At 70.3% G+C, this 24,179-nt stretch carries 23 protein-coding genes; 13 read left to right on the forward strand and 10 right to left on the reverse strand.

The window, feature by feature from the left end; all coding sequences use genetic code 11:
• The first annotated feature begins 40 nt into the window (after positions 1-40).
• The 7 genes from argH (at position 41) to BM272_RS07390 (ending at position 9,536) form a co-directional block, all read left to right on the forward strand.
• Positions 41-1,441: an argininosuccinate lyase gene (gene argH / locus BM272_RS07365; protein ID WP_093428131.1), complete on the forward strand. Its 1,401-nt coding sequence runs from the start codon at positions 41-43 to the stop codon at positions 1,439-1,441.
• A gap of 185 nt (positions 1,442-1,626) precedes the next feature.
• A complete protein-coding gene (locus BM272_RS07370; RefSeq protein ID WP_093428132.1) occupies positions 1,627-2,700 on the forward strand; it encodes an efflux RND transporter periplasmic adaptor subunit in 1,074 nt (357 codons plus the stop codon).
• Between the two features lie 3 nt (positions 2,701-2,703).
• Complete coding sequence (locus BM272_RS07375) at positions 2,704-5,769, forward strand: efflux RND transporter permease subunit (protein WP_093428133.1); 3,066 nt, start codon at positions 2,704-2,706, stop codon at positions 5,767-5,769.
• Positions 5,770-5,828: 59 nt separating this feature from the next.
• Entirely contained in the window at positions 5,829-6,005 is a 177-nt protein-coding gene (locus BM272_RS13835) for a hypothetical protein (RefSeq protein ID WP_162841049.1), read from the forward strand.
• A 69-nt stretch (positions 6,006-6,074) separates the two neighbouring features.
• The gene (locus BM272_RS07380) at positions 6,075-6,494 is read left to right on the forward strand and encodes a hypothetical protein (RefSeq protein WP_093428134.1); all 420 of its coding nucleotides are present in this window, start codon (positions 6,075-6,077) and stop codon (positions 6,492-6,494) included.
• Between the two features lie 66 nt (positions 6,495-6,560).
• Positions 6,561-7,916 (forward strand): alanine/glycine:cation symporter family protein, encoded by a 1,356-nt coding sequence (locus tag BM272_RS07385; protein WP_093428211.1) that lies wholly within the window; start codon positions 6,561-6,563, stop codon positions 7,914-7,916.
• A 54-nt stretch (positions 7,917-7,970) separates the two neighbouring features.
• Entirely contained in the window at positions 7,971-9,536 is a 1,566-nt protein-coding gene (locus tag BM272_RS07390) for a BCCT family transporter (protein WP_093428212.1), read from the forward strand.
• Positions 9,537-9,628: 92 nt separating this feature from the next.
• Here the strand turns inward: BM272_RS07390 and BM272_RS07395 are convergent, their stop codons facing one another.
• Complete coding sequence (locus tag BM272_RS07395; RefSeq protein ID WP_275886931.1) at positions 9,629-10,519, reverse strand: LysR substrate-binding domain-containing protein; 891 nt, start codon at positions 10,517-10,519, stop codon at positions 9,629-9,631.
• 86 nt (positions 10,520-10,605) lie between these two features.
• On the opposite strand from BM272_RS07395, the gene BM272_RS07400 reads away from it, so the two are divergent.
• The gene (locus BM272_RS07400) at positions 10,606-11,511 is read left to right on the forward strand and encodes a DMT family transporter (protein ID WP_159433038.1); all 906 of its coding nucleotides are present in this window, start codon (positions 10,606-10,608) and stop codon (positions 11,509-11,511) included.
• 3 nt (positions 11,512-11,514) lie between these two features.
• On the opposite strand, the gene BM272_RS13770 is transcribed toward BM272_RS07400, so the two are convergent.
• The 4 genes from BM272_RS13770 to BM272_RS07420 are packed head-to-tail and all read right to left on the reverse strand — an operon-like array spanning position 11,515 to position 16,196.
• On the reverse strand, positions 11,515-13,002 hold the full coding sequence (locus tag BM272_RS13770) for a DUF5666 domain-containing protein (protein WP_093428136.1): 1,488 nt from the start codon (positions 13,000-13,002) through the stop codon (positions 11,515-11,517).
• Complete coding sequence (locus tag BM272_RS07410) at positions 12,980-13,816, reverse strand: DUF6502 family protein (protein WP_093428137.1); 837 nt, start codon at positions 13,814-13,816, stop codon at positions 12,980-12,982. The genes BM272_RS13770 and BM272_RS07410 overlap by 23 nt, the downstream gene beginning before the upstream one ends.
• A 55-nt stretch (positions 13,817-13,871) precedes the next feature.
• Positions 13,872-14,858, reverse strand: coding sequence for a DUF4382 domain-containing protein (locus BM272_RS07415; protein WP_093428138.1), 987 nt, complete (start codon positions 14,856-14,858; stop codon positions 13,872-13,874).
• 57 nt (positions 14,859-14,915) lie between these two features.
• Positions 14,916-16,196: a DUF5666 domain-containing protein gene (locus BM272_RS07420; protein WP_093428139.1), complete on the reverse strand. Its 1,281-nt coding sequence runs from the start codon at positions 16,194-16,196 to the stop codon at positions 14,916-14,918.
• Positions 16,197-16,356: 160 nt separating this feature from the next.
• On the opposite strand from BM272_RS07420, the gene BM272_RS07425 reads away from it, so the two are divergent.
• Positions 16,357-17,142 (forward strand): sulfite exporter TauE/SafE family protein, encoded by a 786-nt coding sequence (locus BM272_RS07425; RefSeq protein ID WP_093428140.1) that lies wholly within the window; start codon positions 16,357-16,359, stop codon positions 17,140-17,142.
• Positions 17,143-17,151: 9 nt separating this feature from the next.
• Here the strand turns inward: BM272_RS07425 and BM272_RS07430 are convergent, their stop codons facing one another.
• The gene (locus BM272_RS07430; protein ID WP_159433039.1) at positions 17,152-18,117 is read right to left on the reverse strand and encodes a helix-turn-helix domain-containing protein; all 966 of its coding nucleotides are present in this window, start codon (positions 18,115-18,117) and stop codon (positions 17,152-17,154) included.
• Positions 18,118-18,317: 200 nt separating this feature from the next.
• On the opposite strand from BM272_RS07430, the gene BM272_RS07435 reads away from it, so the two are divergent.
• The gene (locus BM272_RS07435) at positions 18,318-18,878 is read left to right on the forward strand and encodes an RNA polymerase sigma factor (protein ID WP_093428142.1); all 561 of its coding nucleotides are present in this window, start codon (positions 18,318-18,320) and stop codon (positions 18,876-18,878) included.
• Complete coding sequence (locus BM272_RS07440; protein ID WP_093428143.1) at positions 18,875-19,573, forward strand: DsrE family protein; 699 nt, start codon at positions 18,875-18,877, stop codon at positions 19,571-19,573. The genes BM272_RS07435 and BM272_RS07440 overlap by 4 nt, the downstream gene beginning before the upstream one ends.
• A 3-nt stretch (positions 19,574-19,576) precedes the next feature.
• Here the strand turns inward: BM272_RS07440 and BM272_RS07445 are convergent, their stop codons facing one another.
• The 4 genes from BM272_RS07445 to BM272_RS07460 form a co-directional block, all read right to left on the reverse strand.
• Entirely contained in the window at positions 19,577-20,026 is a 450-nt protein-coding gene (locus BM272_RS07445; protein ID WP_093428144.1) for a YaiI/YqxD family protein, read from the reverse strand.
• Positions 20,026-21,810, reverse strand: a complete 1,785-nt coding sequence (locus tag BM272_RS07450; RefSeq protein WP_093428145.1) for a FapA family protein — start codon at positions 21,808-21,810, stop codon at positions 20,026-20,028. Before BM272_RS07450 ends, BM272_RS07445 begins: the two co-directional genes overlap by 1 nt.
• Positions 21,811-21,901: 91 nt before the next feature.
• A complete protein-coding gene (locus tag BM272_RS07455; RefSeq protein ID WP_240308057.1) occupies positions 21,902-22,861 on the reverse strand; it encodes a YbgA family protein in 960 nt (319 codons plus the stop codon).
• A 43-nt stretch (positions 22,862-22,904) separates the two neighbouring features.
• The gene (locus BM272_RS07460; protein WP_093428147.1) at positions 22,905-23,222 is read right to left on the reverse strand and encodes a helix-turn-helix domain-containing protein; all 318 of its coding nucleotides are present in this window, start codon (positions 23,220-23,222) and stop codon (positions 22,905-22,907) included.
• 111 nt (positions 23,223-23,333) lie between these two features.
• Here BM272_RS07460 and BM272_RS07465 point away from each other — a divergent pair, with 111 nt between their 5' ends.
• Both BM272_RS07465 and BM272_RS07470 read left to right on the forward strand, forming a co-directional pair.
• Positions 23,334-23,537 carry a hypothetical protein gene (locus BM272_RS07465; protein WP_093428148.1) on the forward strand — a complete coding sequence of 68 codons (204 nt, stop codon included), beginning with the start codon at positions 23,334-23,336 and terminating at the stop codon, positions 23,535-23,537.
• A gap of 63 nt (positions 23,538-23,600) precedes the next feature.
• The gene (locus BM272_RS07470; RefSeq protein WP_143613204.1) at positions 23,601-24,179 is read left to right on the forward strand and encodes a hypothetical protein; all 579 of its coding nucleotides are present in this window, start codon (positions 23,601-23,603) and stop codon (positions 24,177-24,179) included.

Raw genomic sequence — 24,179 nt, forward strand, 5'->3', positions numbered from 1 at the left:
CCCTTTGCTATACTCCGCGCTCACGCCAAGGGGGCCGACCATGACCGACGAGACCGCCAAGCCCTGGGGAGGGCGCTTCGACGAGCCCACCGATGCCTTCGTGGAGGCCTTTACCGCCTCCGTGGGCTTCGACCGGCGCCTCTACCGCGAGGACATCGCCGGCTCCATCGCCCATGCGCGCATGCTCGCTGACCAGGGCGTCATCGCCGCCGACGAGGCGGAGACCATCGTCGGCGGCCTGGAGGCCATCCGCGAGCGCATCGAGGCCGGCGAGTTCGAGTGGCGGGTGGACCTGGAAGATGTCCACATGAACATCGAGGCGGCGCTCACCCAGGAGGTGGGGGACGTCGGCAAGAAGCTCCATACCGGCCGTTCGCGCAACGACCAGGTGGCCACCGATCTGCGGCTGTGGCTGCGCGGCCAGGTGGACGCCATCGCCGGCGAGCTGGCCCGGCTCCAGCGCGGCCTCATCGAGGTGGCCGAGCGCGAGGCGGAGACCATCCTCCCCGGCTTCACCCACCTGCAGTCGGCCCAGCCGGTGACCTTCGGCCACCACATGCTGGCCTGGTTCGAGATGCTCCACCGCGACCACCAGCGGCTGCTGGACGCCCGGGAGCGGCTCAACGTCTCGCCCCTGGGCGTTGCGGCGCTGGCGGGGACCACCTACCCGGTGGACCGCGAGGCGACGGCCCGCGCCCTGGGCTTCGACGGCGTGGCGGCCAACTCCCTGGACGCCGTCTCGGATCGCGACTTCGCCCTGGAGTTCTGCTCCGTGGCCGCCATCTGCATGACCCATCTCTCCCGCATGGCCGAGGAGATGGTCCTGTGGAGCTCCGCCCAGTTCGACTTCGTCGACCTCGGCGACGCCTTCTGCACCGGCTCCTCCATCATGCCGCAGAAGAAGAACCCCGATGTCCCCGAGCTGGTGCGCGGCAAGACCGGCCGGGTCAACGGCCACCTCTTCGCCCTGCTCACCCTGATGAAGTCCCAGCCGCTGGCCTACAACAAGGACAACCAGGAGGACAAGGAGCCGCTGTTCGACGCCGTGGACACCCTGGCCGGCAGCCTGCGCGCCTTCGCCGACCTGGTTCCGCGCATGACCGTGAAGGCGGAGAACATGCGCGAGGCGGCCCGGCGCGGCTACGCCACCGCCACCGACCTGGCCGACTACCTGGTCCGCAAGGGGGTCGCCTTCCGCGACGCCCACGAGGTGGTGGGCCGCGCCGTCCGCCACGGGATCAGTACCGGCCGGGACCTCGGCGAGATGGAGCTCACCGAGCTGCAGCAGTTCTCCGATGCCATCGGCGCCGACGTCTTCGAGGTCCTCACCCTGGAGGGCTCGGTGGCGGCCCGGGACCACATCGGCGGGACGGCCCCGGCGCGGGTGCGCACCGCCGCTGGCGAGGCGCGGCAGCGGCTGGAGCGGCTCACTGACGGCTGAGGACTTCCCCCCGCCGGTGAACCCGGCCGGCGCCCGGGTTGTTGGAGGAGTCGCTTGCGCTACGAGCCCGGGGCAGGGACCGCGGACCGGCTGACCTGCTACGGTTTGAATCATATTCATGTATCGGTATATCCTTAAATAAATGGCGCCGACCCGCGCTCCGGGACCATCCGAGGAGGAACCCCATGCCGTCACGCCTCCTGCCCCTGCTCGCCCTCTTCGCCCTGCTCCCCGTCGCCTGCGGCGGCGAGGGCCAGGAGACGCCCGCCGACGGGGGAAGCGAAGAGAAGACCGAAGCGGCGGCGGATGAGTCCCCGCGGGTGGTTCGGACCGTCACTGTGGAGGCCGGCGAACGGGCGGTCTGGTCGCTGGTGGGCACCGTCCATGCGCGCCACGAGGCCGAGCGCGGCTTCCGCGTCGGCGGCGAACTCGCCGAGCGGCCGGCCGACGCCGGTGACCGCGTGGCGGCGGGCGAGGTCCTGGCCCGGCTGGACGACCGTGACCTGCAGCGCGAGTACGACGCGGCCGCCGCACGGGTCGCCGAGGCCGAGGCGCGAGCACTCTTCGCCCGCTCGGAGGTGGCGCGGCTGGCGGATCTCGTCGCCGACGAGAATGTCTCCCAGCGGGAGTACGACCGCGCCGAGTCCGAGGCCGAGGCCGCCCATCGGGCCGTCGAGGCCGCCCGGGCCGAGCGGGCGCTGGCGGAGAACCGCCTGGACTACGCCACCCTGCGCGCCCCGGCCGACGGCACCGTCATGGAGGTCCTGGCCGAGCCGGGCGAGGTGCTGGGCACCGGTGAGCCGGTGGTCCGGTTCGCCCGCGGCCCGCGCGAGGTGGAGGTGGCCATCCCCGCCGGCCGCCGGGAGGCCGCGCTGGAACAGGCCCGGCTCCCCGGCGGCGGACGGGCCGAACTGCGCGACCTCGCCGCCGGCGCCGACCCCGCCACCCGCACCTGGCGCGCCCGCTACACCCTCCCCGAGGGCGCCGCCGACCACCCCCTGGGCAGTACCCTGCGCCTGACCTTCCAGCCCGCCGAGCCGGTGGTCCGCGTCCCCGCCGGGGCGGTGGCCGACGACGGCCAGGGTACCGCCGTCTGGGCCGTGGTGGACGGCGCCGTGGAGCGCCGGTCGGTGGAGGTGGTCGCCCTGGGGCAGGAGAGCGCCGAGGTCCGTGGTCTGGAGCCCGGGGTCGAGGTGGTCGCGGCCGGCACGCATACCCTGCAGCCGGGCCAGGCGGTCCGCGTCCGCACGGGGCGCTAGGCCATGGGCGGTTTCAACCTCTCGGCGCTCGCCGTCCGCCAGCGCGCCGTTACCCTCTACTTCCTCCTGGTGGCCGCCGTCACCGGCGTCTGGGCCTTCGTCGATCTGGGTCGGGCGGAGGACCCCGCCTTCACGGTGAAGGTCATGGTGGTCCAGGCGAGCTGGCCCGGGGCCACCGCCGAGGAGATGCAGGACCAGGTGGCCGACAAGCTGGAGCGGCGGATCATGGAGGTCGCCTGGCTGGACCGGGTGGAGACCACCACCCGGCCGGGCCAGGCCATCCTCAAGGTCGCCTTCGCCGAGGATACCCCCTCGGAGGCGGTCGACGACCTCTTCTACCAGGTGCGCAAACGGGCCGGCGACGAGGCGGTGAATCTCCCGGAGGGGGTTCGCGGCCCCTTCTTCGACGACGACTTCTCCGACGTCTACTTCTCCCTCTACGCCATCAAGTCCCCGGACCTGCCGCTGCGCCAGCTCACCCGGGAGGCGGAGGAGATCCGCGGCCACCTGCGCCGCGTCGAGGGGGTGAAGAAGGTCGACCTCATCGGCGAGCGCGAGCAGCAGATCTTCGTGGAGTTCGACCACGACCGCCTGGCCACCCTGGGCCTCTCCGCGGCGCAGTTCCGCGATGCCCTGGCGGCGGATAACGCCGTGGTCCCCGGCGGCCTCATCGAGACCGCGGGCCCCCGGATCCATCTCCGCCCCCGGGCCGACCTGGCCAGCCTGGACGCCATCCGCGATACCGCCGTTGCCACCGAGGCCGGCCGCCTGGTCCGGGTGGGCGATGTCGCCGACGTCCGCCGGGGCCACGCCGAGCCGCCCGCCTTCATCGCCCGCAGCGACGGCGAGGAGGCGGTCCTGCTGGGCGTGGTCATGGAGGCCGGTTTCAATGGCCTGGACCTGGCCGAGGAGCTGGATGCCTTCGAGGCGGAGCAGCGCAACCACCTGGCCGCCGGCGTGGCCATGGAGCAGGTCTCCAACCAGGCCAACGCCATCCGCCTGGCGGTGAACGAGTTCGAGCTGAAGTTCCTGGTGGCGGTGGTGGTGATCACCCTGGTGGGCTTCGTCGCCCTGGGGCTGCGCGCCGGGCTGGTGGTGGCGCTGGCGGTGCCGCTGACCCTGGGGATCACCTTCCTCATCATGCAGCTCACCGGCCGCAACCTGGACCGGATCACCCTGGGCGCGCTCATCCTCTCCCTGGGCCTGCTGGTGGACGATGCCATCATCGCCATCGAGATGATGCTGGTGAAGCTGGAGGAGGGCTTCGACCGCGTCGCCGCCGCCGCCCAGGCCTGGAACATTACCGCCGGCCCCATGCTGGCGGGCACGCTGGTCACCGCCGCCGGCTTCATCCCCATCGGCTTCGCCGAGTCCCGGGTGGGTGAGTACGCCGGGAACATCTTCTGGATCCTCGCCTTCACCCTCCTCACCTCCTGGGTGGTGGCGGTGGTCTTCACCCCCTACCTGGGCGTGAAGCTGTTGCCGAAGATCGAGCCCCACCCCGGCGGCGCGGATGAGCTCTACGACACCCCCACCTACCAGCGCCTGCGCCGGCTGGTCACCTGGTGCGTGGACCACCGCCTGGTGGTCGGCGGCCTCACCACCCTGCTGATGGTAGCCGCCATCCTGGGGATGCGCTTCGGCGTGGAACAGCAGTTCTTCCCCACCTCCGACCGGCCGGAGCTGCAGGTGGACGTCCAGCTGCCTCAGGGGAGTTCCATCGGCGCCACCCGCGAGGTGGCCAATCGGGTGGAGGAGTACCTGCGCCAGGCGGAGGAGAGCGAGCACGTGGCCACCTACATCGGCCGCGGCTCGCCGCGCTTCTTCCTCGCCCTGGACCCGGAGCTGCCCGACCCGGCCTTCGCCAAGCTCATCGTCCGGACCCACGGCAAGGAGGCGCGCCAGCGTCTGCGCGAGAAGGTCCAGGCGCGCATCGCCGCCGGCGACTTCAGCGAGGCCCGGGTGCGCGCCCACCCCCTGCTCTACGGTCCGCCGGTGCCGTGGCCGGTGACCTTCCGGGTCATGGGCCCCGACGTGGACGAGCTGCGCGGGATCGCCGAGCAGGTACGCCAGCGCATCGCCGATCACCCGAATACCGCCCAGGCCCACGCCGAGTGGGGGGAGCGGGTCTCCGCCCTGCGGCTGACCTGGGACCGCCAGCGGCTGCGCCTGCTGGGGCTCACCCCGCAGGCGGTGGCCCAGCAGGTCCAGGCCGCCACCGACGGCGTGCGCGCCGCCGAGATCCGCGAGGACATCCGTACCGTGGACCTGGTCACCCGCGCCGACCCGGCGAGCCGCCCGGACCTCGACAGCCTCGGCAGCCTGGTCATCGAGACCGGCACCGGCCAGCGGCTGCCCCTGGAGCAGGTGGCCGAGCTGGAGGTGATCCAGGAGGAGCCGGTGCTCAAGCGGCGCAACCGCACCCCGGTCATGGAGGTGAACGCCGAGATCCGGGGAGACGTGCAGCCGCCCGATGTCACCGCCGAGATCGACCCCACCCTGGATCCCATCCGGGCCGAGCTGCCCCGGGGCTACCGCGTGGAGGTGGGCGGCGCCGTGGAAGAGAGCGGCAAGGCGCGCGCCTCCATCGCCGGTATGCTGCCGGTGATGGTCGGGGTCATGGTCACCATCATCATGCTCTCCATGCGCAGCTTCCCCGGCACCATCATGACCCTGCTCACCGCGCCCCTGGGCCTCATCGGTGCCGTGGCCGGGCTGTTGCTGGCGGACCGACCCTTCGGCTTCGTCGCCATGCTCGGCCTCATCGGCCTGGCCGGGATCCTCATGCGCAATACCCTGATCCTCGCCGGCCAGATACAGGCCAACCAGGGCGCCGGCATGGACGACTACACCGCCGTCATCGAGGCGACCCTGCGCCGCGCGCGACCGGTGGTCCTTACTGCCCTGGCCGCGGTGCTGGCCTTCCTGCCCCTGACCACCTCCACCTTCTGGGGCCCGCTGGCGGTGGTCCTCATCGGCGGCGTCACCGTGGGCACGGCGCTCACGCTCCTCTTCCTCCCGGCCCTCTATGCCCTCTGGTTCCGCGTCCATCCGCCGGCCGGTGCCTGACGATGACCGCCACCGCCGGCGGTGCTAGCCTGAATCCAGCGAGATAGCCGGAGGTGAAGATGGCGAGTGACAAGGAGGAGACGGCGGCGCTCCTGGCACGCCTGCCGGAAGACAGCAGCTACGAGGACATCCAGTATCACCTCTACGTCCTCGAGAAGATCCGGCGCGGCGAGGAGCGTGCCGCGACGGAGGGCAGCCTGGACAGCACGCAGGCGAGGGAGCGCCTGGATGGCTGAGCTGACATGCTCACCCCCGGCCGGTTATCCTGAGCGCCATACTCACCCATTCGGAAGCCGGGAGGCGCCGTGGCCGAGATCATCAATCCCTATGCCGACGAGGGGCCGGAGTCCAAGCACATCACCCTGCGGGCGCGCAGTGGCCAGGAGGTCTCCGCCGATTACACCCTGGAGGATCGGCGGGGGCGTCAGAGTGCGGCGGAGTACCTCTTCCACCTCTACTCCACCATCAAGCAGAAGATGGACGAGCCGGTGCTGGATACCGAGGCGCCGCCGCCGGATGACCAGGGCGCCATGCAGCGGATGATCCTCTACGTCGCCGGCGCCCACGACACCATGTTCGGCACCTTCAACGCCCGTTCGGAGATGCCCGAGGACGAGCGCAACGAGTTCGTGGAGATCTTCCTGCTGGCCTGCGCCACCGTGATCGAGGGGCAGCGCATCCTCATCGACCTCCAGCGCGGCCTGATCTCCGGCGAGGCGGCGTGAACGGGGTGAGCCTGCCGTTTTGAACTGGTAGCCTGAGGGTCACTTCACTTCCCGGGACCCGTGTACATGGAAGGCATCGTCGAATTCCTCCATCAGGTCAGTAGTGTCCTCTGGACCCCGGTCCTCCTGCTCCTCCTGCTGGGGACCGGCCTCTTCCTCACCATCGGTCTGCGGTTCATGCCCCTGCGGCGCATCGGTTACGGCGTGCGCATGGTCATCGCCGGGACCCGGCACGACCAGCAGCGCGGCAGCGGCGACATCACCCCCTTCGCCGCCCTGATGACGGCGCAGTCCGCCACCATCGGCACCGGCAACATCGCCGGCGTGGCCACGGCCATCCACCTGGGCGGCCCCGGCGCCGTCTTCTGGATGTGGATGACGGCGCTGGTGGGGATGGCCACCAAGTATGCCGAGGCGGTGCTGGCGGTGAAGTACCGCGAAGTGGATGAGCGCGGCCGTTACGTGGGCGGGCCCATGTACTACATCCGCAATGGCCTGGGGCAGCGCTGGGCCTGGCTGGGCGGCGCCTTCGCGGTCTTTGCCACCATCGCCGCCTTCGGCATCGGGAACACCGTCCAGTCCAATTCCGTGGCCGACTCCCTGGAGACGGCGCTGGCCATCCCCACCTGGGTGACCGGCCTGGTCATGGCCGGCCTGGTGCTGCTGGTGATCCTCGGGGGCATCCAGCGCATCGCCCGGGTGGCGGAGAAGCTGGTCCCGGTGATGGGGCTGCTCTACATCGGCGCCGCGCTGGTGATCCTGGCGCTGAATCTGGAAGGGGTCCCGGCGGGGCTGGCGCAGATCATCACCGGCGCCTTCACCGGCCCTGCCGCCACCGGGGGTGCGGCCGGCGCCGGCATCATGCTCGCCGTGCAGTTCGGCGTGGCCCGCGGCCTCTTCTCCAACGAGGCGGGGCTGGGCTCGGCCCCTATCGCCCACGCCGCCGCGCAGACCGACGACCCGGTGCGCCAGGGCGTGGTGGGTATGCTGGGGACCTTCATCGATACCCTCATCGTCTGCACCATGACCGCCCTGGTCATCGTCACCACGGGGGTCTGGGACAGCGGCGAGACCGGGGCCGAGCTGACGACCCTCGCCTTCGGCGCCGGCCTGGGCATGGAGGGCGCCGGCCAGCTCATCGTCGCCTTCGGCATGGCGATCTTTGCCTTCTCCACCTCCCTGGCCTGGGCCTACTACGCCGAGCGTTGTGTGGAGTACCTGGGCGGGGTGCGCGGCCTGACGGTCTTCCGGCTCATCTGGGGCGTGGCCCTGTTCATCGGGGCGGTGGCCGGCCTGGAGCTCATCTGGGCTCTGGCCGACGTGACCCTGGCGCTCATGGCCATGCCCAACCTCATCGCCCTGCTGCTACTGGCGCCGGTGGTCTTCCGGATCACCCGCCAGTACTTCGAACGCGTGGGCTGATACCCGTCGATCCATTCGCAACCAGAGAGGGGACATCTCGTGAGCGATAACAACATGGAAGATCCTTACGATACTGACCACGAGCCGGGGGATCGCAATATCAATCCCTTCGGGCTCGACCTGCACAACCCCGTCTTCATCGCCAGCGGCTTTCTGGTCGTCCTGTTCGTCATCCTGACCCTGGCAGCGCCGGGCCAGGCCAAGGAGATCCTGGACGGGGCCAAGTGGTGGAGCATCGGCCAGTTCGACTGGCTCTTCCTCATCGGCGCCAACATCTTCCTGATCTTCATCGTCGCCCTGCTCTTCCTGCCGGTGGGCAAGATCCGCCTGGGCGGCCAGGATGCCAAGCCGGAGTTCTCCACCCTCTCCTGGTTCGCCATGCTCTTCGCCGCCGGCATGGGCATCGGCCTGATGTTCTGGGGCGTGGCCGAGCCGGTGGCCTACTACACCGGCTGGTACAAGACGCCGCTGGGTGTGGAGGCCAACTCGCCGGAGGCCATGCGCATGGCCATGGGCGCGACCATGTACCACTGGGGCCTGCACCCCTGGGCCATCTACGGCGTGGTCGCCCTCTCCCTGGCCTTCTTCGCCTTCAACAAGGGCATGCCGCTGACCATCCGCTCCGCCTTCTATCCCCTGTTCGGGGAGAAGGTCTGGGGCTGGCCCGGTGACGTCATCGACACCCTGGCGGTGCTGGCCACCATCTTCGGCCTGGCCACCTCCCTGGGTCTGGGGGCGCAGCAGGCGGCCTCCGGTATCGGCGTGATCTCCGGTGGCGAGGCCGGTCTGAATACCGAGATCGCCATCATCGTCGGCGTCACCGCCGCCGCCCTGGTCTCGGTGGTCCGCGGCCTGGACGGGGGCGTGAAGGTCCTCTCCAACCTCAACATGGCGCTGGCGGGGATCCTCCTGCTCTTCGTCATCCTGGTGGGGGCCACGGCGACCTTCTTCACCACCCTGTTCACCACCGCGGTGGACTACGTCACCAGCTTCGCGGCGCTGTCCAACCCCTTCGGGCGCGAGGACGAGGCCTGGTTCCACGGCTGGACGGTCTTCTACTGGGCCTGGTGGATCTCCTGGTCCCCCTTCGTCGGCATGTTCATCGCCCGCGTCTCCCGCGGCCGCACCGTGCGCGAGTTCATCACCGCGGTGCTCATCGTGCCGACCCTGGTGACCGTGGTCTGGATGGCCGCCTTCGGCGGTAACGGCCTGGAGCAGGCGAGCCAGGGCATCGGCGCACTGGCCGACGGCCTGGGTGCCGACGAGTCCATGGCCATGTTCCAGATGTTCGCCGAGATGCCGCTGTCCTTCCTGACCTCCCTGGTGGCGGTAATCCTGGTGCTGGTCTTCTTCATCACCAGCTCCGATTCCGGCTCCCTGGTCATCGACAGCATCACCGCCGGCGGCAAGATCGACGCCCCCCAGGCCCAGCGGATCTTCTGGGTGGTCATGGAGGGCCTCATCGCCGGCGTGCTGCTCTACGTGGGCGGTGACAAGGCGCTCGAGGCTCTGCAGGCGGGCGCGGTGACCACGGGTCTGCCCTTCACCGTCGTCCTGCTGCTCATGTGCATCGGCCTCTACAAGGGCCTGCACCACGAGCGCAAGCTGCTGGGGCTGTAAGACGCCCCTCGGGCTCTACGGAGCCCGGCTAGCGAGAGGACCCCCGCACTCCGGTGCGGGGGTCTTTTTGTTGGGGGTACCCGGCGCCCGGATCAGGCGGGGCCTTCCGGCCAGGCGAGCCGTTCCTGGAGGAGTTCCGCCAGTCGGGTGGCCGGCTCCGAGGGTCGGCCGGGGGCGCGATGGAGGGCGATATCCACTGCAGGCAGCGGGGGCAGCCCCTCCGCCTCTCCCAGGGCCCGCAGGCCCGGCTCGAACATGGAGGGGGTGAGGACCGTGACCGCCAGGCCGGCCCGGACCGCCGCCAGCAGCCCGGCCAGGCCGGTGCTGGTATAGGCCACCCGCCAGGGGCGGCCGGCGGACTCCAGGGCCTCCAGCGACTGCTCCCGGAAGATGCAGACCCCGCGACGGGAGAGCGCCAGGGGCAGGGGATCGCGCTCATGGGCGGCGTGGTCAGCGGCGCCGGCCCAGCGCAGGGGCTCCCGGCGCAGGGTCTCGCCCCCGGGGCTGCCGGGCTGGCGGGTGACCACGGCCAGGTCCAGCCCGCCGGTGCGGACCGCTCCCACCAGGTCCACGCTCAGACCGCACTCCACGGTGAGTTCCACGCCGGGGAAGCGTTCCTCGAACTCCGCCAGGACCGCCGGCAGGAAGGCGAGGTAGTCATCCGGGATCCCCAGTCGCAGCCGCCCCCCGAGCCGCTGGGCGCGTAGCTCCTGCCAGGCCAGGGCGTGGTGGCGGAGGATCTCCCGGGCGTGGGCCAGCAGCCGCTCCCCCTCCGGGGTCGGCGCGAGGGTGCTCCGCTCCAGCAGGCGATGCCCCGTGCGCTCCTCCAGCCGCGCCAGGTGGGCGCTCACCGTCGACTGGGCGCGATGCAGCCGCCGGCCCGCCGCCGTGAAGCCGCCGCTGTCCACCACCGCCACCAGGGACTGGAGGAGTTCCAGGTCCAGGGGGTGGCCCTGGCTCATCACGTTGCGTGATTCATCCATTACGAGAATTCGTTTCCATCATGCTCGGTCCGACCCTACCTTACGGCTGGAGAGTTCCACTGACCAGCGAGGAGGGCGATTCAGGCATGAACGCCAGCGGGAGCGTACGGGGGTTACTGGCCGGGGTTTTTACCGTGGTCCTCTGGGGGAGCCTGCCCCTGCTGCGGCGGTTGGCGGGACTGCCGCCCCTGCAGGTTGCCGCCATCGCCCTGGCCGCAGCGGCCCTGCTGGCGGGAGTGGCTGCGCTGTTCGCCCGGGAGGGGGATGCCCGACCGGCACCCATGACCCGGAAGGCCCACTGGCTGGCCGGCGTGGGCGGTCTGGTGGGCGCGCTCTGGTTCTACTTCCTCGCCCTGGGGCGGGGCGATCCGGCGGTGGTGACCCTGGTGACCTATACCTGGCCCCTGGGCTTCGTCGTCGCCGCCGATGTGCTGGCCGGTCGCCGCCCCGCGGTGGCCGCCCTGCTGGGGGCGGGGATCGCCTTTGCCGGGATCGCGCCCCTGGTGGCCGGCGGCGGAGGCGGGGAGCCCACGCCGCCGGTGGCATGGCTGGCGGGGCTGGCCAGCGGCGCCTCCTGGATCGCCTTCTCCCTCTACCTGCGCGGTGCGGGGGCGCTGCCCTTGAGCGGCTATGCGCGGCTCTTTGGCCAGGCCGGCGTTGTCGCCCTGGTCCTGCACCTGGTTACCGAGACCACTGTTACCGCGGCGGTGGGGGACTGGCTGGCCGCGGCCCTCATCGGGGTCGGCCCCTACGGGGTGGCCTTCATGGCCTGGGGCTACGCCCTGCGCCACGGCCCCGCCGGCCTGCTGGGGACGCTGACCTACGCCACTCCCGTCATCGCCACTACCGCCCTGGTGGCCGTGGGCTGGAGCGCCCCGGACCCCCGGCTGGCGCTGGCCGCCATCGGTGTGGTCGGCGGGGCGCTGGTGGCCAGTGGGCGGTTGCCGGCCCGGTGGCCGCGGCGGTCCCTGCGGCCGGGGTCAGCGGGGTGAGGGTCAGTCGTCGTCTTCCTCGTCCTCGCGCTCGACCTCCGAGGCCTGGAAGGTGTTGCCCTCCCAGGAACCTTCCACCTCCAGGCGGTCGCCAACGCTGGCCGAGGTCCCGGTTCCGGACAGGTCGACGGTAACGCCGGCGATGACCACGGTATCGCCCCCGTTCTGGACGACGGTGACGGTGCCCTCGATCTCGGCTTCGCAGCCCTCGTCGTCTTCGCGCTCGAGCTGGAGGGCCAGGGCGCCCTCGCCGTCCGGCTGATTGCTGGCCGGCCGCAGGAGGACCTCCACGCAGTCGCCGGCGGTCAGCGCGCCGCCCTCGTCGTCCAGGTCGAGCCGGGTGCGCGGGGTGACGGCCATCTCCACGCCGAAGAGGGTCAGGTGGGTGACGCGGCCGTTGGGGTCCACGGACCCAACCGCTTCCAGCGCGCCCTCGAAGGCGGTCTCGGTGGGCTCTTCGAGGAATTCGATCTCCTCGGCGGTGAGGGTCCCGTCCCGGTATTCGGCCTCCAGTTCTATCCGCTCGCTCGTTTTGAGATCGGCAGGTTTACGACTGTCCTCGAATTCGGTTCGGTCTGTGAGAGTAACCCTCGCGCCGTTGAAGCCGAAGGAGGCGGTCGATTCGTCCCAGTTCGAGGTTACGCGCCCGGTGGCCTCCACCTCGCCGTCTTCATCCGCGGGGAGTTCCAGCCCCAGGCCGGTGAGGCCGGTGATGGCGTCCGCCTGGAGCCCGCCGTTAGAGTGGTTGCCGCGGATGTGGACGACCCGTCCCGACCAGTCCTCCGGGGCCGCGGGGAGGTCGGTCAGGTCGGTTCCGGTGCCGTAGCGCACCTCCGTCTCGGATTGCAGGGTCACGGTATCTGCCGTTGCGGTCTCTACCGACCCGCTTACCGCGATGGCCCCGTCGTCGTTCAGGACTGCCAGCCGTGTTGCCCGGAAATCGTTCCCCTCCGGGTAGCCGCTGACCTCCACGGCTTGTTCGGTGGTGATCGCCTCGGGGCCGATCAGACCCTTGCCGGTGCGGTCGGCGAAGACGGTGCCCCGGTCGATGATGACGGTGCGGCCCAGGACGGTGAGGCTCCCCAGACCGTCGACGTCCAGGCTGATGTCCGCTACCGGCCCGCGCAGCAGGGGCCGGTAGCGCACGGTCTCGGCGGTGCCGGAATCGCCCTGGGCGTCCCGGTTGCCGGTGACGGTGACCACCATGCCGACGCCCAGCGCTTCCCGCTCGTCCCGGTTGGATTTCGCCCCGTCGATGTAGAGCGTGGCATCGCCGGTGGCGTAGCGGATGCCGTTGACGTAGATGCTGCCGAAGCCATCCACCGGGCCGGAGGAGTAGCCGGTGCCGCTGATCCCGCCGTCGTTCTGCTGATTACCGGCGATGGTGGTGTCCTCCTGGGGCACGCAGGCGGCCAGGAAGATCGCCAGCAGGGTCATGAACAGCGGGATGGCCGCCTTGTGGACGGCACTACGAGGCAGGCGGGGCATCATCGGGGTCCTCGAAGTAGTAGATGGCCAGGCCGGCACGGTGGCGGTCGCCTTCCTCGGCACCGTCCTGCGCGGTATCGCGGTCCCGGGCGGCGAACCACTCGTTGAGTTCCAGCAGCAGCTCGCCACTGCGGTCGGCGGTGAGCCTGCGCAGGGCGGGCAGGGCCTCGGCGGGGAGGTTGTTGTAGGCCACCTTGCGCTGGAAGCGGGGCTCGCCGCCCTCTGCATGGAGATTGTAGTCGATGGTCGCCACCAGTTCGGCGACGTCGCTGCCCAGGATGTGCAGCTTTTCAACCTCGCCGCCGGGCACGTAGCCCTCCGCGGCCAGGTAGTGGAGCCCCTCGTCGCCGGCGTGGACGGCGCCGGTGCGCTCGAGTTCGTCGAGCACCGCCCGGGGTGGCATGTCGCCGCTGTGGGCACGGACCAGCTCGGTGATGCTGGGCCCGCCCGCCTCCGCCTCGAAGGGGAGCGGGAGCGGGTGGCCGCCGTCATCGCGGAAGCGCGGATCCCGCAGCCAGCCGTTGATGACCCGGGTGGCGCGGTTGTGGCGCTGCTCGGCCACGGTGTCATCCGGCTGTTCCGTCGCCTGGAGGCGGCTGACCTCCTTGCGGTTGAGGCCGGTGAGCACCGAGACCCGCGAGACCGTCTGCTTGCGGCCGGGGATCGCGAATTCCCGGGAGGCCACATCGACGTAGGCCCAGCGCGCCAGGTCGGCGAAGGCCTGGTAGGAGACCCCGTAGCGCAGCAGCAGCCGCACCAGGGGGCGCAGGAGGCGGATGAGGGCGGCGGTCAGGGCCCGGTTGGCGGTCTCGGTCATGGCAGCCAAGGGTAGCCCGTGACGAGGGTCGGCGGCGAGGGCCGCCGGGCCCTCGTTACAGGTCCGCCTCGGTGACCTCCCCGGCGTTGACCGTGACCTCGGCCGGGTTCCCGAACGGCGGGGCATCGTCCGTCGCATCCGGCTGGTCGCCGCTGGCGTCGCAAGTGAAGGCGACGGTGTAATCGCCGGCATTCAGGAAGGCGGCGCGGTAGCGGTACTCGGCCCTCGTATCGTTGTAGCGGACCGGCGCTACGGTCACGGGGCTGTCGTTCCCCTCCGCGAGCTGGTCGCTGCTGTCGGCATCGTCGCCCTCGGAGGTGTCCTCCACGTAGACGTCGCCCAGGGTCGTGAGATCGTGGCCGGAGTAGACGTAGACGGCGGCGCCGGCCGGGTCATCACCATCGCTGAAGCCACAGCCCTCGCTACTGATGGCGTTGTCCACGGAACCGGCGATGGCGCCGGTCTCGCTGGTATCCACCAGCCGCAGGGCCGGGCGTAGGCGGTAGTCGTAACCTTGCAGTGGTCCGGCGGGGGGCTGCGCGGCGATGGTGTGCACCGCCTTGCGCAGGTCGAAGTCCACGGTGAGCGACAGCGAGTCGTTGACCGGCACGGTGAAGGGGGAGACGAGCTTGAGCCCGGTCTGCGCCCCGCTGGGGACCCAGACGTTGGGCTGGTCGATGGTCTCGCTCGCCTTCTCCAGGGTCACGGCCAGGTCGTGGAGCCGGATCCAGTTGTACTGGCCGGCCGGCAGATCGACCTCCTCCAGCAGGGCCTCCGCCCCGCCGCCGCTGAGCGTCAGCAGGTCGATACGGTCGGTCTCCTCGGGCTGGAAGGTGATAGAGGGCCCGTCCGCCGGTTTGAGTTCGATCTCGCCGAACTCCACCCAGACGTGTTCGGCCTGGTCCACCGGGGCATCGGTGACCTGGAGGCTCAGGGTGCCCTGAGTGCCTCCGCCGCCGCCATCACCGCTGTCGGTGCAGCCGGTTACGACCAGCGCCATGGCCGGGACCAGGGCGGTTGCAAGCATTGCGGAACGTTTCATGGTTTCCTCCCGATTCGGTGGGTGCCCCGTTTCGGGGCACCACCGGGGCGCTGGGGGTTAGTCGTCGTCGCCGTCCTCGTCCTCGACCTCGATCTCGGTGGCGATATTCTGCCCGTCGGCGTTCTCGTAGTATTCCACCTCTACGTTCATGCCGACTGCCAGGTCCGAGAGACGGCGGATCCCGTCGCCATCCAGCTCCGTGTTGGGCGTGATCATCAGGGTCAGGCCGTTGACCTCGATGGTGGGCGGCTGCGCCTCAAGGTCGATGGCGGTGATGGGGTAACCCTCGATTTCAAGTTCCTCGTCGTCGTCATCCCGCCCCAGGCGCTCGATCTCCTCGGCGTAGAAGCGGCGCTCGCCGTCCACGGTGCGGTAGCGGCCCTCCACCTTGACCCGGGAGGCGGTGTTGCCGGTCGTGCCGGCAGTCAGGGTCGACGGATCGACGTAGTCATCGTCGTCGTCTTCCTCGAGATCAAGGTAGATCCGGCGGTGGTTGAGCCGGAACCAGGCGGGGTCCTCCTCGAGGCCGCTGACGTCCCTGACCAGGCCGGCGAAGGTGCGCTCGCGATCGTCGTCCCGGCCGTCACCGCGCTCCTCTTCCTCTACCTCGGTAGCGATGAGCGTGTTGCTGCCGGTATCGAACTCGCTGGCCTCCACCTCGACGAAGAGGCCGTTGGCCAGTTCGAGGTCGTCATCGAGTTCGGCGTTGCTGTAGTCGACGGTGATACGGCCGTTGAGGGTGAACTCCTCATCCACGGTATTGAGGTCGCTGATGGTGCCGCGGACCTCGATATCGTCGTCATCGTCGTCCACCTCGATACGGGTGGCGGTGAGGGTCCCCTCCCCGTCGCCCCACCCGCTGACCTCCACGCGGGTGTTGGTGGTGAGCTGGTTGAGGCTGGTGATGCTGCCCTCTCCCTCGAAGCGGGTGTCGGCCGTGACCTCCACCGTGTGGCCGAGGACGGCGATGGTCCCTTCCGTCACCCCGTCGGTGCTGGTGAGGCTGACATCGGTAACCGGCCCCTCCAGGTCGGCATCGAAACGGATGGCGGTGGCGCGACCCTCGCCGGTGGCCGGGTCCACCTCGCCCTCCACGGTGACCACCATGCCGACATCCAGGGCCTGCTCGTCGGCGGCGATATCATCCACGCGGATCTCGGCCCCCCGGGTCTCGAACCGGGTCCCGTTGACGTAGACGCTGCCGAAGCGGGTGATCTCGCCGGAGCTGGTGATGGGCTCCAGGTCGCTGTTGCTGCTGCTGCCGCTATCGTTGCAGCCGGCCAGGGCGGCGGCCACGGCGAGGGCGGTGGCGCTCAGCGTGAGGGTGCGTACGGACATGGGGGATCTCCTGTCTGGGTATGGGAAATGTTTCCCAACGGATGCATTGGGATTATTTTCCCAACCAGGCTTCCTGTCAAGCGCCATCGGGCGAAGGGCAAGGCACTGACCGGTATCATGGTCGGTTGGTTACGAGGGGCCATTCATCCAGGGGGGGTACGTGGAGGCCGTGATTCTCTATATCGCCGTCGGCGCCGGGTCCGGCCTGCTGGGCGGTCTGCTGGGGCTGGGTGGGGGACTGGTGACCGTGCCGGCGCTGGCGGCCTGGTTCGCCGCAGCCGGTTACGGGGAGGCGGCGATGCATCTGGCCGTGGGGAGCTCCCTGGCGGTGATCCCCTTCACGCTGGCCTCGGCGGTGGTCGCCCACGCCCGGCGCGGGGCGGTGGCCTGGCCATTGTTGAAGGGGCTGGTGCCGGGCGCCGTGCTCGGCGGTCTGGCGGGGGCCCTGCTGGTGGGTGGTCTGGACGGGGCACGGCTGGCGGTACTCTTCGGCACCTTCCTCATCCTGGTGGCGCTATGGATGGCGCTGGGGCGCAAGCCGTCCCCGGGTCGGCAGCCACCGGGACGGGTCGGGCAGGCGATGGCGGGTGGCGTGATCGGCCTTGTCGCCGCCCCCATGGGGGTGGCCGGCGGGACGCTCACCGTCCCCTGGCTGGCGTGGCACAACATCCCGCTCCCCCGGGCCGTCGCCACCTCCGCCGCCCTGGGGCTACCCATCGCCCTGGCCGGGGTGGCCGGTTTCCTGATCACTGGCAGCGGGGTGCCGGGACGGCCGGAGGGGGCGACGGGCTGGGTCCACCTCCCGGCCGTGGCCGCCCTGGCCCCGGCCGCCATCCTCACCGCGCCGCTGGGGGCCCGTCTGGCCCACGCCCTGCCGGTTACCCTCCTCCGCCGGATCTTCGCCGGGTTCCTGGTGGTCGTGGGCCTGCGGATGATGATCGGCTGAGTATTCCCCTCAGCCCGTGAGTCGGGTGCGGGCGGCCTCGACGGCGCGCTGGAGGCGGCCCTCCTTCTGCAGTGCCTCGCCAAGGCGGCGGACGTGCTGGCTCACGGCGGAGTAGTGGATCCCGCCGAAGTGCTCGCCGATGGCGGCCAGGGTCCGGTCGGTCTCCTCCCGGCAGAGCCACATGGCCACCCGGCGCGCCTCGCGGATGGCCGGGCTGGCACCGTAGCCGCGACCGCCCAGGGCCACCGGCTCCACGCCCCACTCCGCTGCCACCGCCGCGATGACCGCCTCGGCGGTGTGGAGGGCCGGGCGTGCCGGCTTCGGGTTCTCCGGGGAGGGGGTGGTGCCGGCCAGGGCCCGTTCCCGGAAGGCCTCGTCGCCCAGGATCGGCGTGGCGCGCTGATTGGCGTAGAAGCGCTCGAGTTCCTCCTCCACGCCGGACTCCACGAAGCCCCGATAGCCGGTGGGGTCCGAAGGACCCAGGGCGTTGAGGACGGTCCCGGTCTCCAGCCAGGCGGGCGCGGTGGCTCGACCCAGATAGGCGGGGTAGCTGGACCAGGGCCAGTCGGCAAGGTTGGCCACCAGGGGTGGGTCGGCCTCCACCGGAGCGCGGTGGATGTAGCGAGAGACGGAGAGGAGCCAGGCGTCGGCATCCACCAGGATGGCCTTGTACCGGCCCCGGAAGAGGGGGCCGTCGGTCTCCTCCAGGCGGTTGTAGCGCTGGGTGTAGAGGCCGTCGATGTGGCGCATGGCCCGGCTGAGGTTGCCCAGCGGGGTCTGCACCAGCAGGTGGTAGTGGTCGGGCATGAGGCAGTAGGCGTGGATCCCGACCCGGAAGCGGTGAACCGCCTCGGCCAGGGTCTCCAGGAAGGCCTCGTAGCTGGCCCGTCCGGGGAAGATGGTCTGTCTGGCCCGGCCACGGTTCGTCACGTGGTACCAGGCGCCGTCGTATTCGATGCGTAGTGGTCGGCTCATGGCGATCATTGTGGCCGCCGACTGAGGGATTGCAAGACCTGACCCCTTGGGGCCGGGAGGCGAATGGTCCATCCTGCGCCCCTCTTGGGCTGGTCCACCCCCGGTCATGGAATGCAATGGCGCGCTGCCGCGTCCTACCCATGAGCCTCGGGATATGAGGGACCTGAACAGAGGCGCCCCAGGCGCCCGTGGGGGGAGTGATGAGTGTACTGGACTGGCTGAGGGGGACCCGCTCGGCCCGCCGGCAACTGGTGGAGAGCCGACGACGGCTCTATCGCATGGCGCTCGCCTGGAGTGGCGATCCCGCCCAGGCGGATGACCTGACCCAGGAAGCCCTGGCGCGGGCCCTGCAGAAGGCCCACCAGATCCGGGACCCGGAGCGGTTCGATAGCTGGCTCTTCGCCGTCCTCAATAATTGCTGGCGGGACCACCTGCGTCGTCGCCGGCCGGAGCCCCTGGAAGAGGGGGCCGAGGAGGAGATGGCCACCGAGGATCCGGGGCCCGAGGAGCTGGGGAGCAGCGACGAGATCGGCGCCCGGGTCCGTGCAGCGGTGGCTCAGCTACCCGCGGGACAGCGACAGGTGGTCAGCCTGGTGGACCTGGAAGGGATGAGTTACGCCGATGTGGCAAGCGCCCTGGATGTCCCGGTGGGGACGGTGATGAGCCGCCTCTACCGGGCGCGGCGTGCCCTCAAGGAGCGGCTGCTGGACCTGCATCCGGCGGAGGCGGCGGGACCCGCCCATTTACGGAGCGTGAAATGAACCACCCGAGCGAATCCGAAGAGATCCGGCTCAATGCCCTGCTGGATGATGAGCTGGATGAGGAGGAGCGCGCTGAACTCCTGCGGCGGATGTCAGCGGATCCGACCCTGCGCGAGGCCTACTGGCAGCTGGCGGTGAGCCGGGACCTGGTGGCCCATGCCTGGGACGGCATCGAGCCGCCGGAAGGGAGCGAGAGCCGGAAGAAGAGCCCGAGGGCCGGACAGCGCGCCCCCCTGCTCGCCGCCGCGGCCGTGGTCCTGCTGGCCGTGGGCTTTCTGGCCGGCCGGATGGTCGCCCTGGTGCCGGATATGGGGGGTGCCGGCCCGGTGGAAATGACCCAGGCCGCGGACGACAAGGTCGTCGTGCACATAACCGAGTCCGATCCCCGGAACCAGCGCCGGGCCCTGGACCGGGTGGACGCACTGCTGGCGGCCGGCAAGGAGCGGGTGGAGCTGGTGGCCCAGTCCCGCGGCCTCGATCTCCTCCGTACCGATCGCTCTGCCGCGGCCAAGCGGGTCCATCGCCTCCTGAGGGATCATGCCGGCCTGCGGGTCTACGCCTGCGGCAACACCCTCACCCGCCTCCAGGAGCGCGGCGAGGAGATCGAACTACTGGACGGAACCCGTCGCGCCTCCTCCGCCGAGGACCACATCGTCGACCGCCTCCAGGAGGGCTGGAGCTACATCCAGGCGTAGAAGTCAGCCGCCGTGCCGGGTCAGCCAGCGGTCCAGGGCGTTGGCGAAGGCCTGGCGCTCCTTGGGGCCGGGGGCTGCCGGCCCGCCGGTCTGGACGCCGCTGCTGCGGAGTTCGTCCATCATGTCCCGCATGCCCAGTCGCTGACGGATGGTCTCGGCGTCGAAGGCCTCGCCCCGGGGGCTGATGGCGTGGCCACCCTTTTCCAGTACTTCGGCTGCCAGCGGGATATCCCCGGTGATGACGAGATCGCCCGCGGTCATGCGGGTGACGATGGCGTGATCCGCCACATCGAAGCCGGAAGGCACCTGCACGAACCGGATATGGCGCGACGGTGGGACTGACAACCGGTGGTTGGCCACCAGCGTCAGCGACGTACCGGTCCGGTCGGCGGCCTTGAAGAGTACCGACTTGATATCGCCCGGACAGGCGTCGGCGTCGACCCAGATCGCCATCAGCCCTTCCCGCGCCGGAAGGTGATCCACTGGTCCTGAAGGGTGAAGACGCCGCCCTCCTCAATGTCCTCGTCGGTGGTCCGGCTCTTGGGGCCGAAGACGAGGGTAACGTTGGAGTAGACCTGCTTGCGAACCACCACCCGGGCGCGGCGCATGTGATCCAGGTCGGCCTCGAGCTCTTCCCGGTTGGCCTCCAGTTCCTGGCGCTCCTCCTCGGCCTGGCTCTGGGTCGCCACCAGCCGCTTCATCAGGCCGGGTTTGGCCTTTTCCGCCTGCTTGGCCTTCTCCGGGTAGGACCGGTAGTAGTTGAGCATGCGCTCCACGTCGGCGAGGAGCTTGTCCTTGTCAGCCAGGGCCTCCTGGCAGGTGCGCATGCGCTGGTGGAACTCGTGGTCGTAGCCGGCCTCTACCCGGGTGTGGGCGGAGCGCGGTGAGCCGAGGATGCTGGTCTCGACCTTGGTCGTCGCCCGGGTGAGGCCGCCGACGATCTGCGCCTTCTCGGAGCCGCCCTTGCCGCCCACCACGACCTGGTTCTCGCAGGTTACCTCGCTGTTGTTGAGCATGTCCTTGGCGATGACCGAGTCCCCGGCCTCCACCATGGTGTTCTGGACGAAGCGGGCGTGGAGCGAGCCCCCGGCCTTGATGTAGCCGGCCTCGGTGCGCGCCTCGCCGTGCTCGTCGCGGACATTGCCGCGGCCGAGGACGCCGCCGTTGACGACGATGTCGCCGTCGGCCAGGAGGCGAGCGGCCTCCACCGTCCCGCCGACGTTGATGTCGCCGGTGGCGGTGATGCGCATGGCAGCGGCCACGTCTCCCTTGACCACCACCGTGCCGTCGAAGTCGATGTGGCCGGTGGAGAGATCCACGGTGTCCAGCTCCACGAGCTGCTCCACCTTGGCGCCGGTATCGGTAACCACCGGCATGCCGCCCATGGTGGCCACCAGGGTGTCAGGGTCGTCCTCGGCGATGCGGACGGAGCTGTCCGTCTTGAAGTCGATGTTCCGTCCCGGCCGGGGCTTGATGGGGTCGCCGGTGACGGTGCGCCCGGGCTCGCCCTCGGTGGGGGGCTGGCGGCGCACCAGGGGGTCGCCCTCGGCCACGGTCACCACGCCGCCGAATTCACGGTAGTCGACGACATCGTCGCCCAGGTCTCGCGGCTTGCGCTCGGGGGCGTCGGGGACGAGGCTCTCGAAGCGGGTATCCTCGCCATCCGAGGGTGGGATCCCGCGGGCGACGACCACCGGGTCGGTGAGGGTCCGGCCCTGATCCTGGATGAGCCGGTGGAACTCCTCCTCCAGCCAGCCCTCGGTGACGCCGGCGTTGGTGAGCGCCTCCCGGATCATCTCGTCATCGATGGCGCGCCCGTCCCCGCACGGGTGGCGGAGCTGGGCCTCGGCCGCGGCGCCGCGCTCGTCGATGGTCACCTCCACGGCGCCGTCCCGGTGGCCGCCGATGGCCAGGCTGAAGGGCTCCTTGCTGTCGCGCTGGCGGCGGATGAGCTCCGCCACCTTCTCACGGAACAGGCAGACCTCGCCGAATCCGGCCTCGTCGAGCATGCGCCGGAGGGCATCGCCATCCACGGCGACATTGCTCACGCTGGGGGTGAAATCGGCGTGGAGGGTGCCCTCTTCGTCCTGACGAAAGGCGAGTCCTGCCTCCGCTCCGGGTGGGCCCGCCTGCTCCCCCTCCCCGTCTGCCTCGGCGCTGCCATCCCGGGGCGCCTCGTCTTCGGGGGCGGCTTCCGTCCCCGCCGGGGCGGTTTCTGGGTTTTCTTCGTCCGCCACCTTGACTCCCTCCGACCTCTTTCTCGGCGGCAACCGTAGCACAGCCCCGGCCCGCTCGTAAGCCACTGGCCGGCCGGGGAAGTGGTGGCGATCAGCGGAGCATGAGCTCGGCGGGATAGGGGTCCAGGTAGACCTGGTCGGCCATGTAGTCGCTGGGGTGGTGGCGGAAGTGGTGCTTGAGCAGGGTCAGTGGCACGGAGAGCGGCACCAGCTCCTGGCGGAACTGTTCGAAGACCTCCAGTAGTTCGGCCTTGTCCCCCGGCTCCAGCTCGCGTTTGAGGTAGCCCATGATGTGCTGGAGGACGTTGACGTGGCGCCGCCGGGTCGCCTTGTGGCGCAGGGCGCCCATGAAGTCGTGGAAGTACTCGGCACCGGCCGTTTCGATGTCGCGGCCGGTGGCCGCCGCCACCCGCTGTCCCAGGCGCCGGTAGTGCTCCTGGCCGTGGGCCATCAGGGTCAGCTTGTGGCGGCGGTGGAAGTCCTGCAGCCGCGCCGGCGTCAGCCCCTCGGCCTGCAGCGTCTGCCAGCGGTGGTGGGCGAAGATCCGCTCCAGGAAGTTGTCGCGCAGGTCGGGGTCCCCCAGCCGGCCCTCCTCCTCCACCGGCAGATCCGGATGGGCCTCCATGAGCGCCCGGGCGAAGACCCCCTGGCCCATGCGCGGTTGCCCGCCGCCCGGGCGGTAGACCTTGACCCGCTCCATGCCGCAGGAGGGGGATTTGGCCTTGAGGATGTAACCGGAGAGGCCCTCCAGGCCGGCGGCGGTCTCCCGGCTGTAGGCCTCCAGCTCCTCGGTCACATCCAGGGTCTCGTCCCGGACGCCGACCACCTGGGGTGAAGCCGGATCGCCCTGGAGCCGGATGGGCGGCCGCGGGACGCCCAGGCCGATGGCCATCTCCGGACAGACGGGGTGGAACTCGAACCAGCGGCCCAGGGTGCCGACGATCCAGGCGTCGCGCTTGTGGTTGCCGTCGAAGCGGACCTCCTCCCCCAGCAGGCAGCTGCTGATGCCAAGGGTGAGGGAGCGAGGGTGGTCGGAGCGATTCATTTCCATGGGGTTAATCCTAGGACACGGAATCGCGACATGCGCTGCCCGGCTACTCCTCGTCGCGGTGCGCTCGCAGCTCCGCCAGGGTCTGCTGGCGCACCGGTTGCGGAACTTCCTGCCACAGCAGCAGCCAGTCGGCCAGCTCGTCCTCGCCGGCGTAGAAGAAGGCGACCGGGACCTCCAGGACCCAGGCCAGGCGGCTCAACGTCGAATAGTCCGGGGCGTGGCGACCCCGCTCGTAGTGGTTGATGCGCGGGCTGGCCGAGAGCTCGTCCAGGCCGGCATTCAGCCCCAGGCGGCGCTGGGAGAGGCCCTTGCGCTCGCGGGCCTGCCTCAGCCGCAGCGGAAGCGGGGAGTCATGGGACATGCGTCCGACGGTCCTTGTTGTTCCATTCTTGCCAAGACTGTTCGAGAATTCTGCTTCGGCTACAATGAAGTAATCCTAAATAAAGCAATCCTTAGTGGGTCGTAGGACGTGATGCAGGGCAATGGGTCCGGCGAGAGCGGTGGTCAGCTCCAGCAATTGCTCAAGGTCCTTACCGACCTGCGCGAGGCCGCGGAGGCTGCCCGGCGGGAAGGGGATCTCACTCGCGCACGGGAGCTGGGTGAACGGATCGGCGAGAGCGAGCGGCGCCTGGATGCCCTGCTGCGTGCCCGCCACGGCCTGGGCGGTCTCGACTGACGGGGGCGGTGTCCCCGGGCGGCTACGGTCGGCTATGATGGGGTCAGACTCCGGAGGCCGTCCATGTCGCAAGCGCTTCGCCCTGCCCTCTCTCTGTTGTTGCTGATGCCGGTGACCGCGCCGGCGGCCGGCTTCAACTACCACTATACCGAGGGCCGGGGTGCGCAGGTCGAGCACGAGAGCGGCGTCTCCGGCACCGCCTGGCGGATCGAGCAGTCCAAGGATACCGGCAACCGGCGGGTGGTCCTGGAGTACGGCGAGCGCAGCTGGGACAACGATATCGAGTCCAGCCGCCTGGGATTCGGCCTCGGCTGGATCAGCCGCTACGACCGCAACGCCGAGCTGCGCTTCGAGGCGCGCTACCTGCGCCTGGATGTCGATGCCCCCGCCGGTCTGCCCGCGGGCTGGAATGCCTGGGGCGGCTCCGGTAGCGGCTTCGAGTATTCCGCGGGGCTGCGCTTTGCCACCGACCGGACCGTGGAGCTGGATGCCGGCATCCACCATCAGGTCATCGGGGAGGACAACACCGGCTATCACGCCGGCCTGCTCTTCAACCTCAACCGGCGCATCACCCTCGGCGTGCAGTGGCAGACCGACGATTACACCACGGCGCGCGGCGCCCAGCTGCGGTGGCGGTACTAG

It is taken from the genome of Thiohalospira halophila DSM 15071 (assembly GCF_900112605.1).
Taxonomy (GTDB): Bacteria; Pseudomonadota; Gammaproteobacteria; order Thiohalospirales; family Thiohalospiraceae; genus Thiohalospira; species Thiohalospira halophila.

Excerpts from the sequence above, each read along its gene's own strand:
- BM272_RS07400 (WP_159433038.1), top strand. The coding sequence starts at position 10,606 with ATGAACGCCAGCGGGAGCGTACGGGGGTTACTGGCCGGGGTTTTTACC.
- BM272_RS07455 (WP_240308057.1), bottom strand. The coding sequence starts at position 22,861 with ATGGAAATGAATCGCTCCGACCACCCTCGCTCCCTCACCCTTGGCATC.
- BM272_RS07395 (WP_275886931.1), bottom strand. The coding sequence starts at position 10,519 with ATGGATGAATCACGCAACGTGATGAGCCAGGGCCACCCCCTGGACCTG.
- BM272_RS07420 (WP_093428139.1), bottom strand. The coding sequence starts at position 16,196 with ATGTCCGTACGCACCCTCACGCTGAGCGCCACCGCCCTCGCCGTGGCC.
- BM272_RS07385 (WP_093428211.1), top strand. The coding sequence starts at position 6,561 with ATGGAAGGCATCGTCGAATTCCTCCATCAGGTCAGTAGTGTCCTCTGG.
- BM272_RS07435 (WP_093428142.1), top strand. The coding sequence starts at position 18,318 with ATGAGTGTACTGGACTGGCTGAGGGGGACCCGCTCGGCCCGCCGGCAA.
- argH (WP_093428131.1), top strand. The coding sequence starts at position 41 with ATGACCGACGAGACCGCCAAGCCCTGGGGAGGGCGCTTCGACGAGCCC.
- BM272_RS07460 (WP_093428147.1), bottom strand. The coding sequence starts at position 23,222 with ATGTCCCATGACTCCCCGCTTCCGCTGCGGCTGAGGCAGGCCCGCGAG.
- BM272_RS07465 (WP_093428148.1), top strand. The coding sequence starts at position 23,334 with ATGCAGGGCAATGGGTCCGGCGAGAGCGGTGGTCAGCTCCAGCAATTG.
- BM272_RS07375 (WP_093428133.1), top strand. The coding sequence starts at position 2,704 with ATGGGCGGTTTCAACCTCTCGGCGCTCGCCGTCCGCCAGCGCGCCGTT.
- BM272_RS07410 (WP_093428137.1), bottom strand. The coding sequence starts at position 13,816 with ATGACCGAGACCGCCAACCGGGCCCTGACCGCCGCCCTCATCCGCCTC.
- BM272_RS13835 (WP_162841049.1), top strand. The coding sequence starts at position 5,829 with ATGGCGAGTGACAAGGAGGAGACGGCGGCGCTCCTGGCACGCCTGCCG.
- BM272_RS07440 (WP_093428143.1), top strand. The coding sequence starts at position 18,875 with ATGAACCACCCGAGCGAATCCGAAGAGATCCGGCTCAATGCCCTGCTG.
- BM272_RS07445 (WP_093428144.1), bottom strand. The coding sequence starts at position 20,026 with ATGGCGATCTGGGTCGACGCCGACGCCTGTCCGGGCGATATCAAGTCG.
- BM272_RS07430 (WP_159433039.1), bottom strand. The coding sequence starts at position 18,117 with ATGAGCCGACCACTACGCATCGAATACGACGGCGCCTGGTACCACGTG.
- BM272_RS13770 (WP_093428136.1), bottom strand. The coding sequence starts at position 13,002 with ATGATGCCCCGCCTGCCTCGTAGTGCCGTCCACAAGGCGGCCATCCCG.
- BM272_RS07390 (WP_093428212.1), top strand. The coding sequence starts at position 7,971 with ATGGAAGATCCTTACGATACTGACCACGAGCCGGGGGATCGCAATATC.
- BM272_RS07470 (WP_143613204.1), top strand. The coding sequence starts at position 23,601 with ATGTCGCAAGCGCTTCGCCCTGCCCTCTCTCTGTTGTTGCTGATGCCG.
- BM272_RS07415 (WP_093428138.1), bottom strand. The coding sequence starts at position 14,858 with ATGAAACGTTCCGCAATGCTTGCAACCGCCCTGGTCCCGGCCATGGCG.
- BM272_RS07370 (WP_093428132.1), top strand. The coding sequence starts at position 1,627 with ATGCCGTCACGCCTCCTGCCCCTGCTCGCCCTCTTCGCCCTGCTCCCC.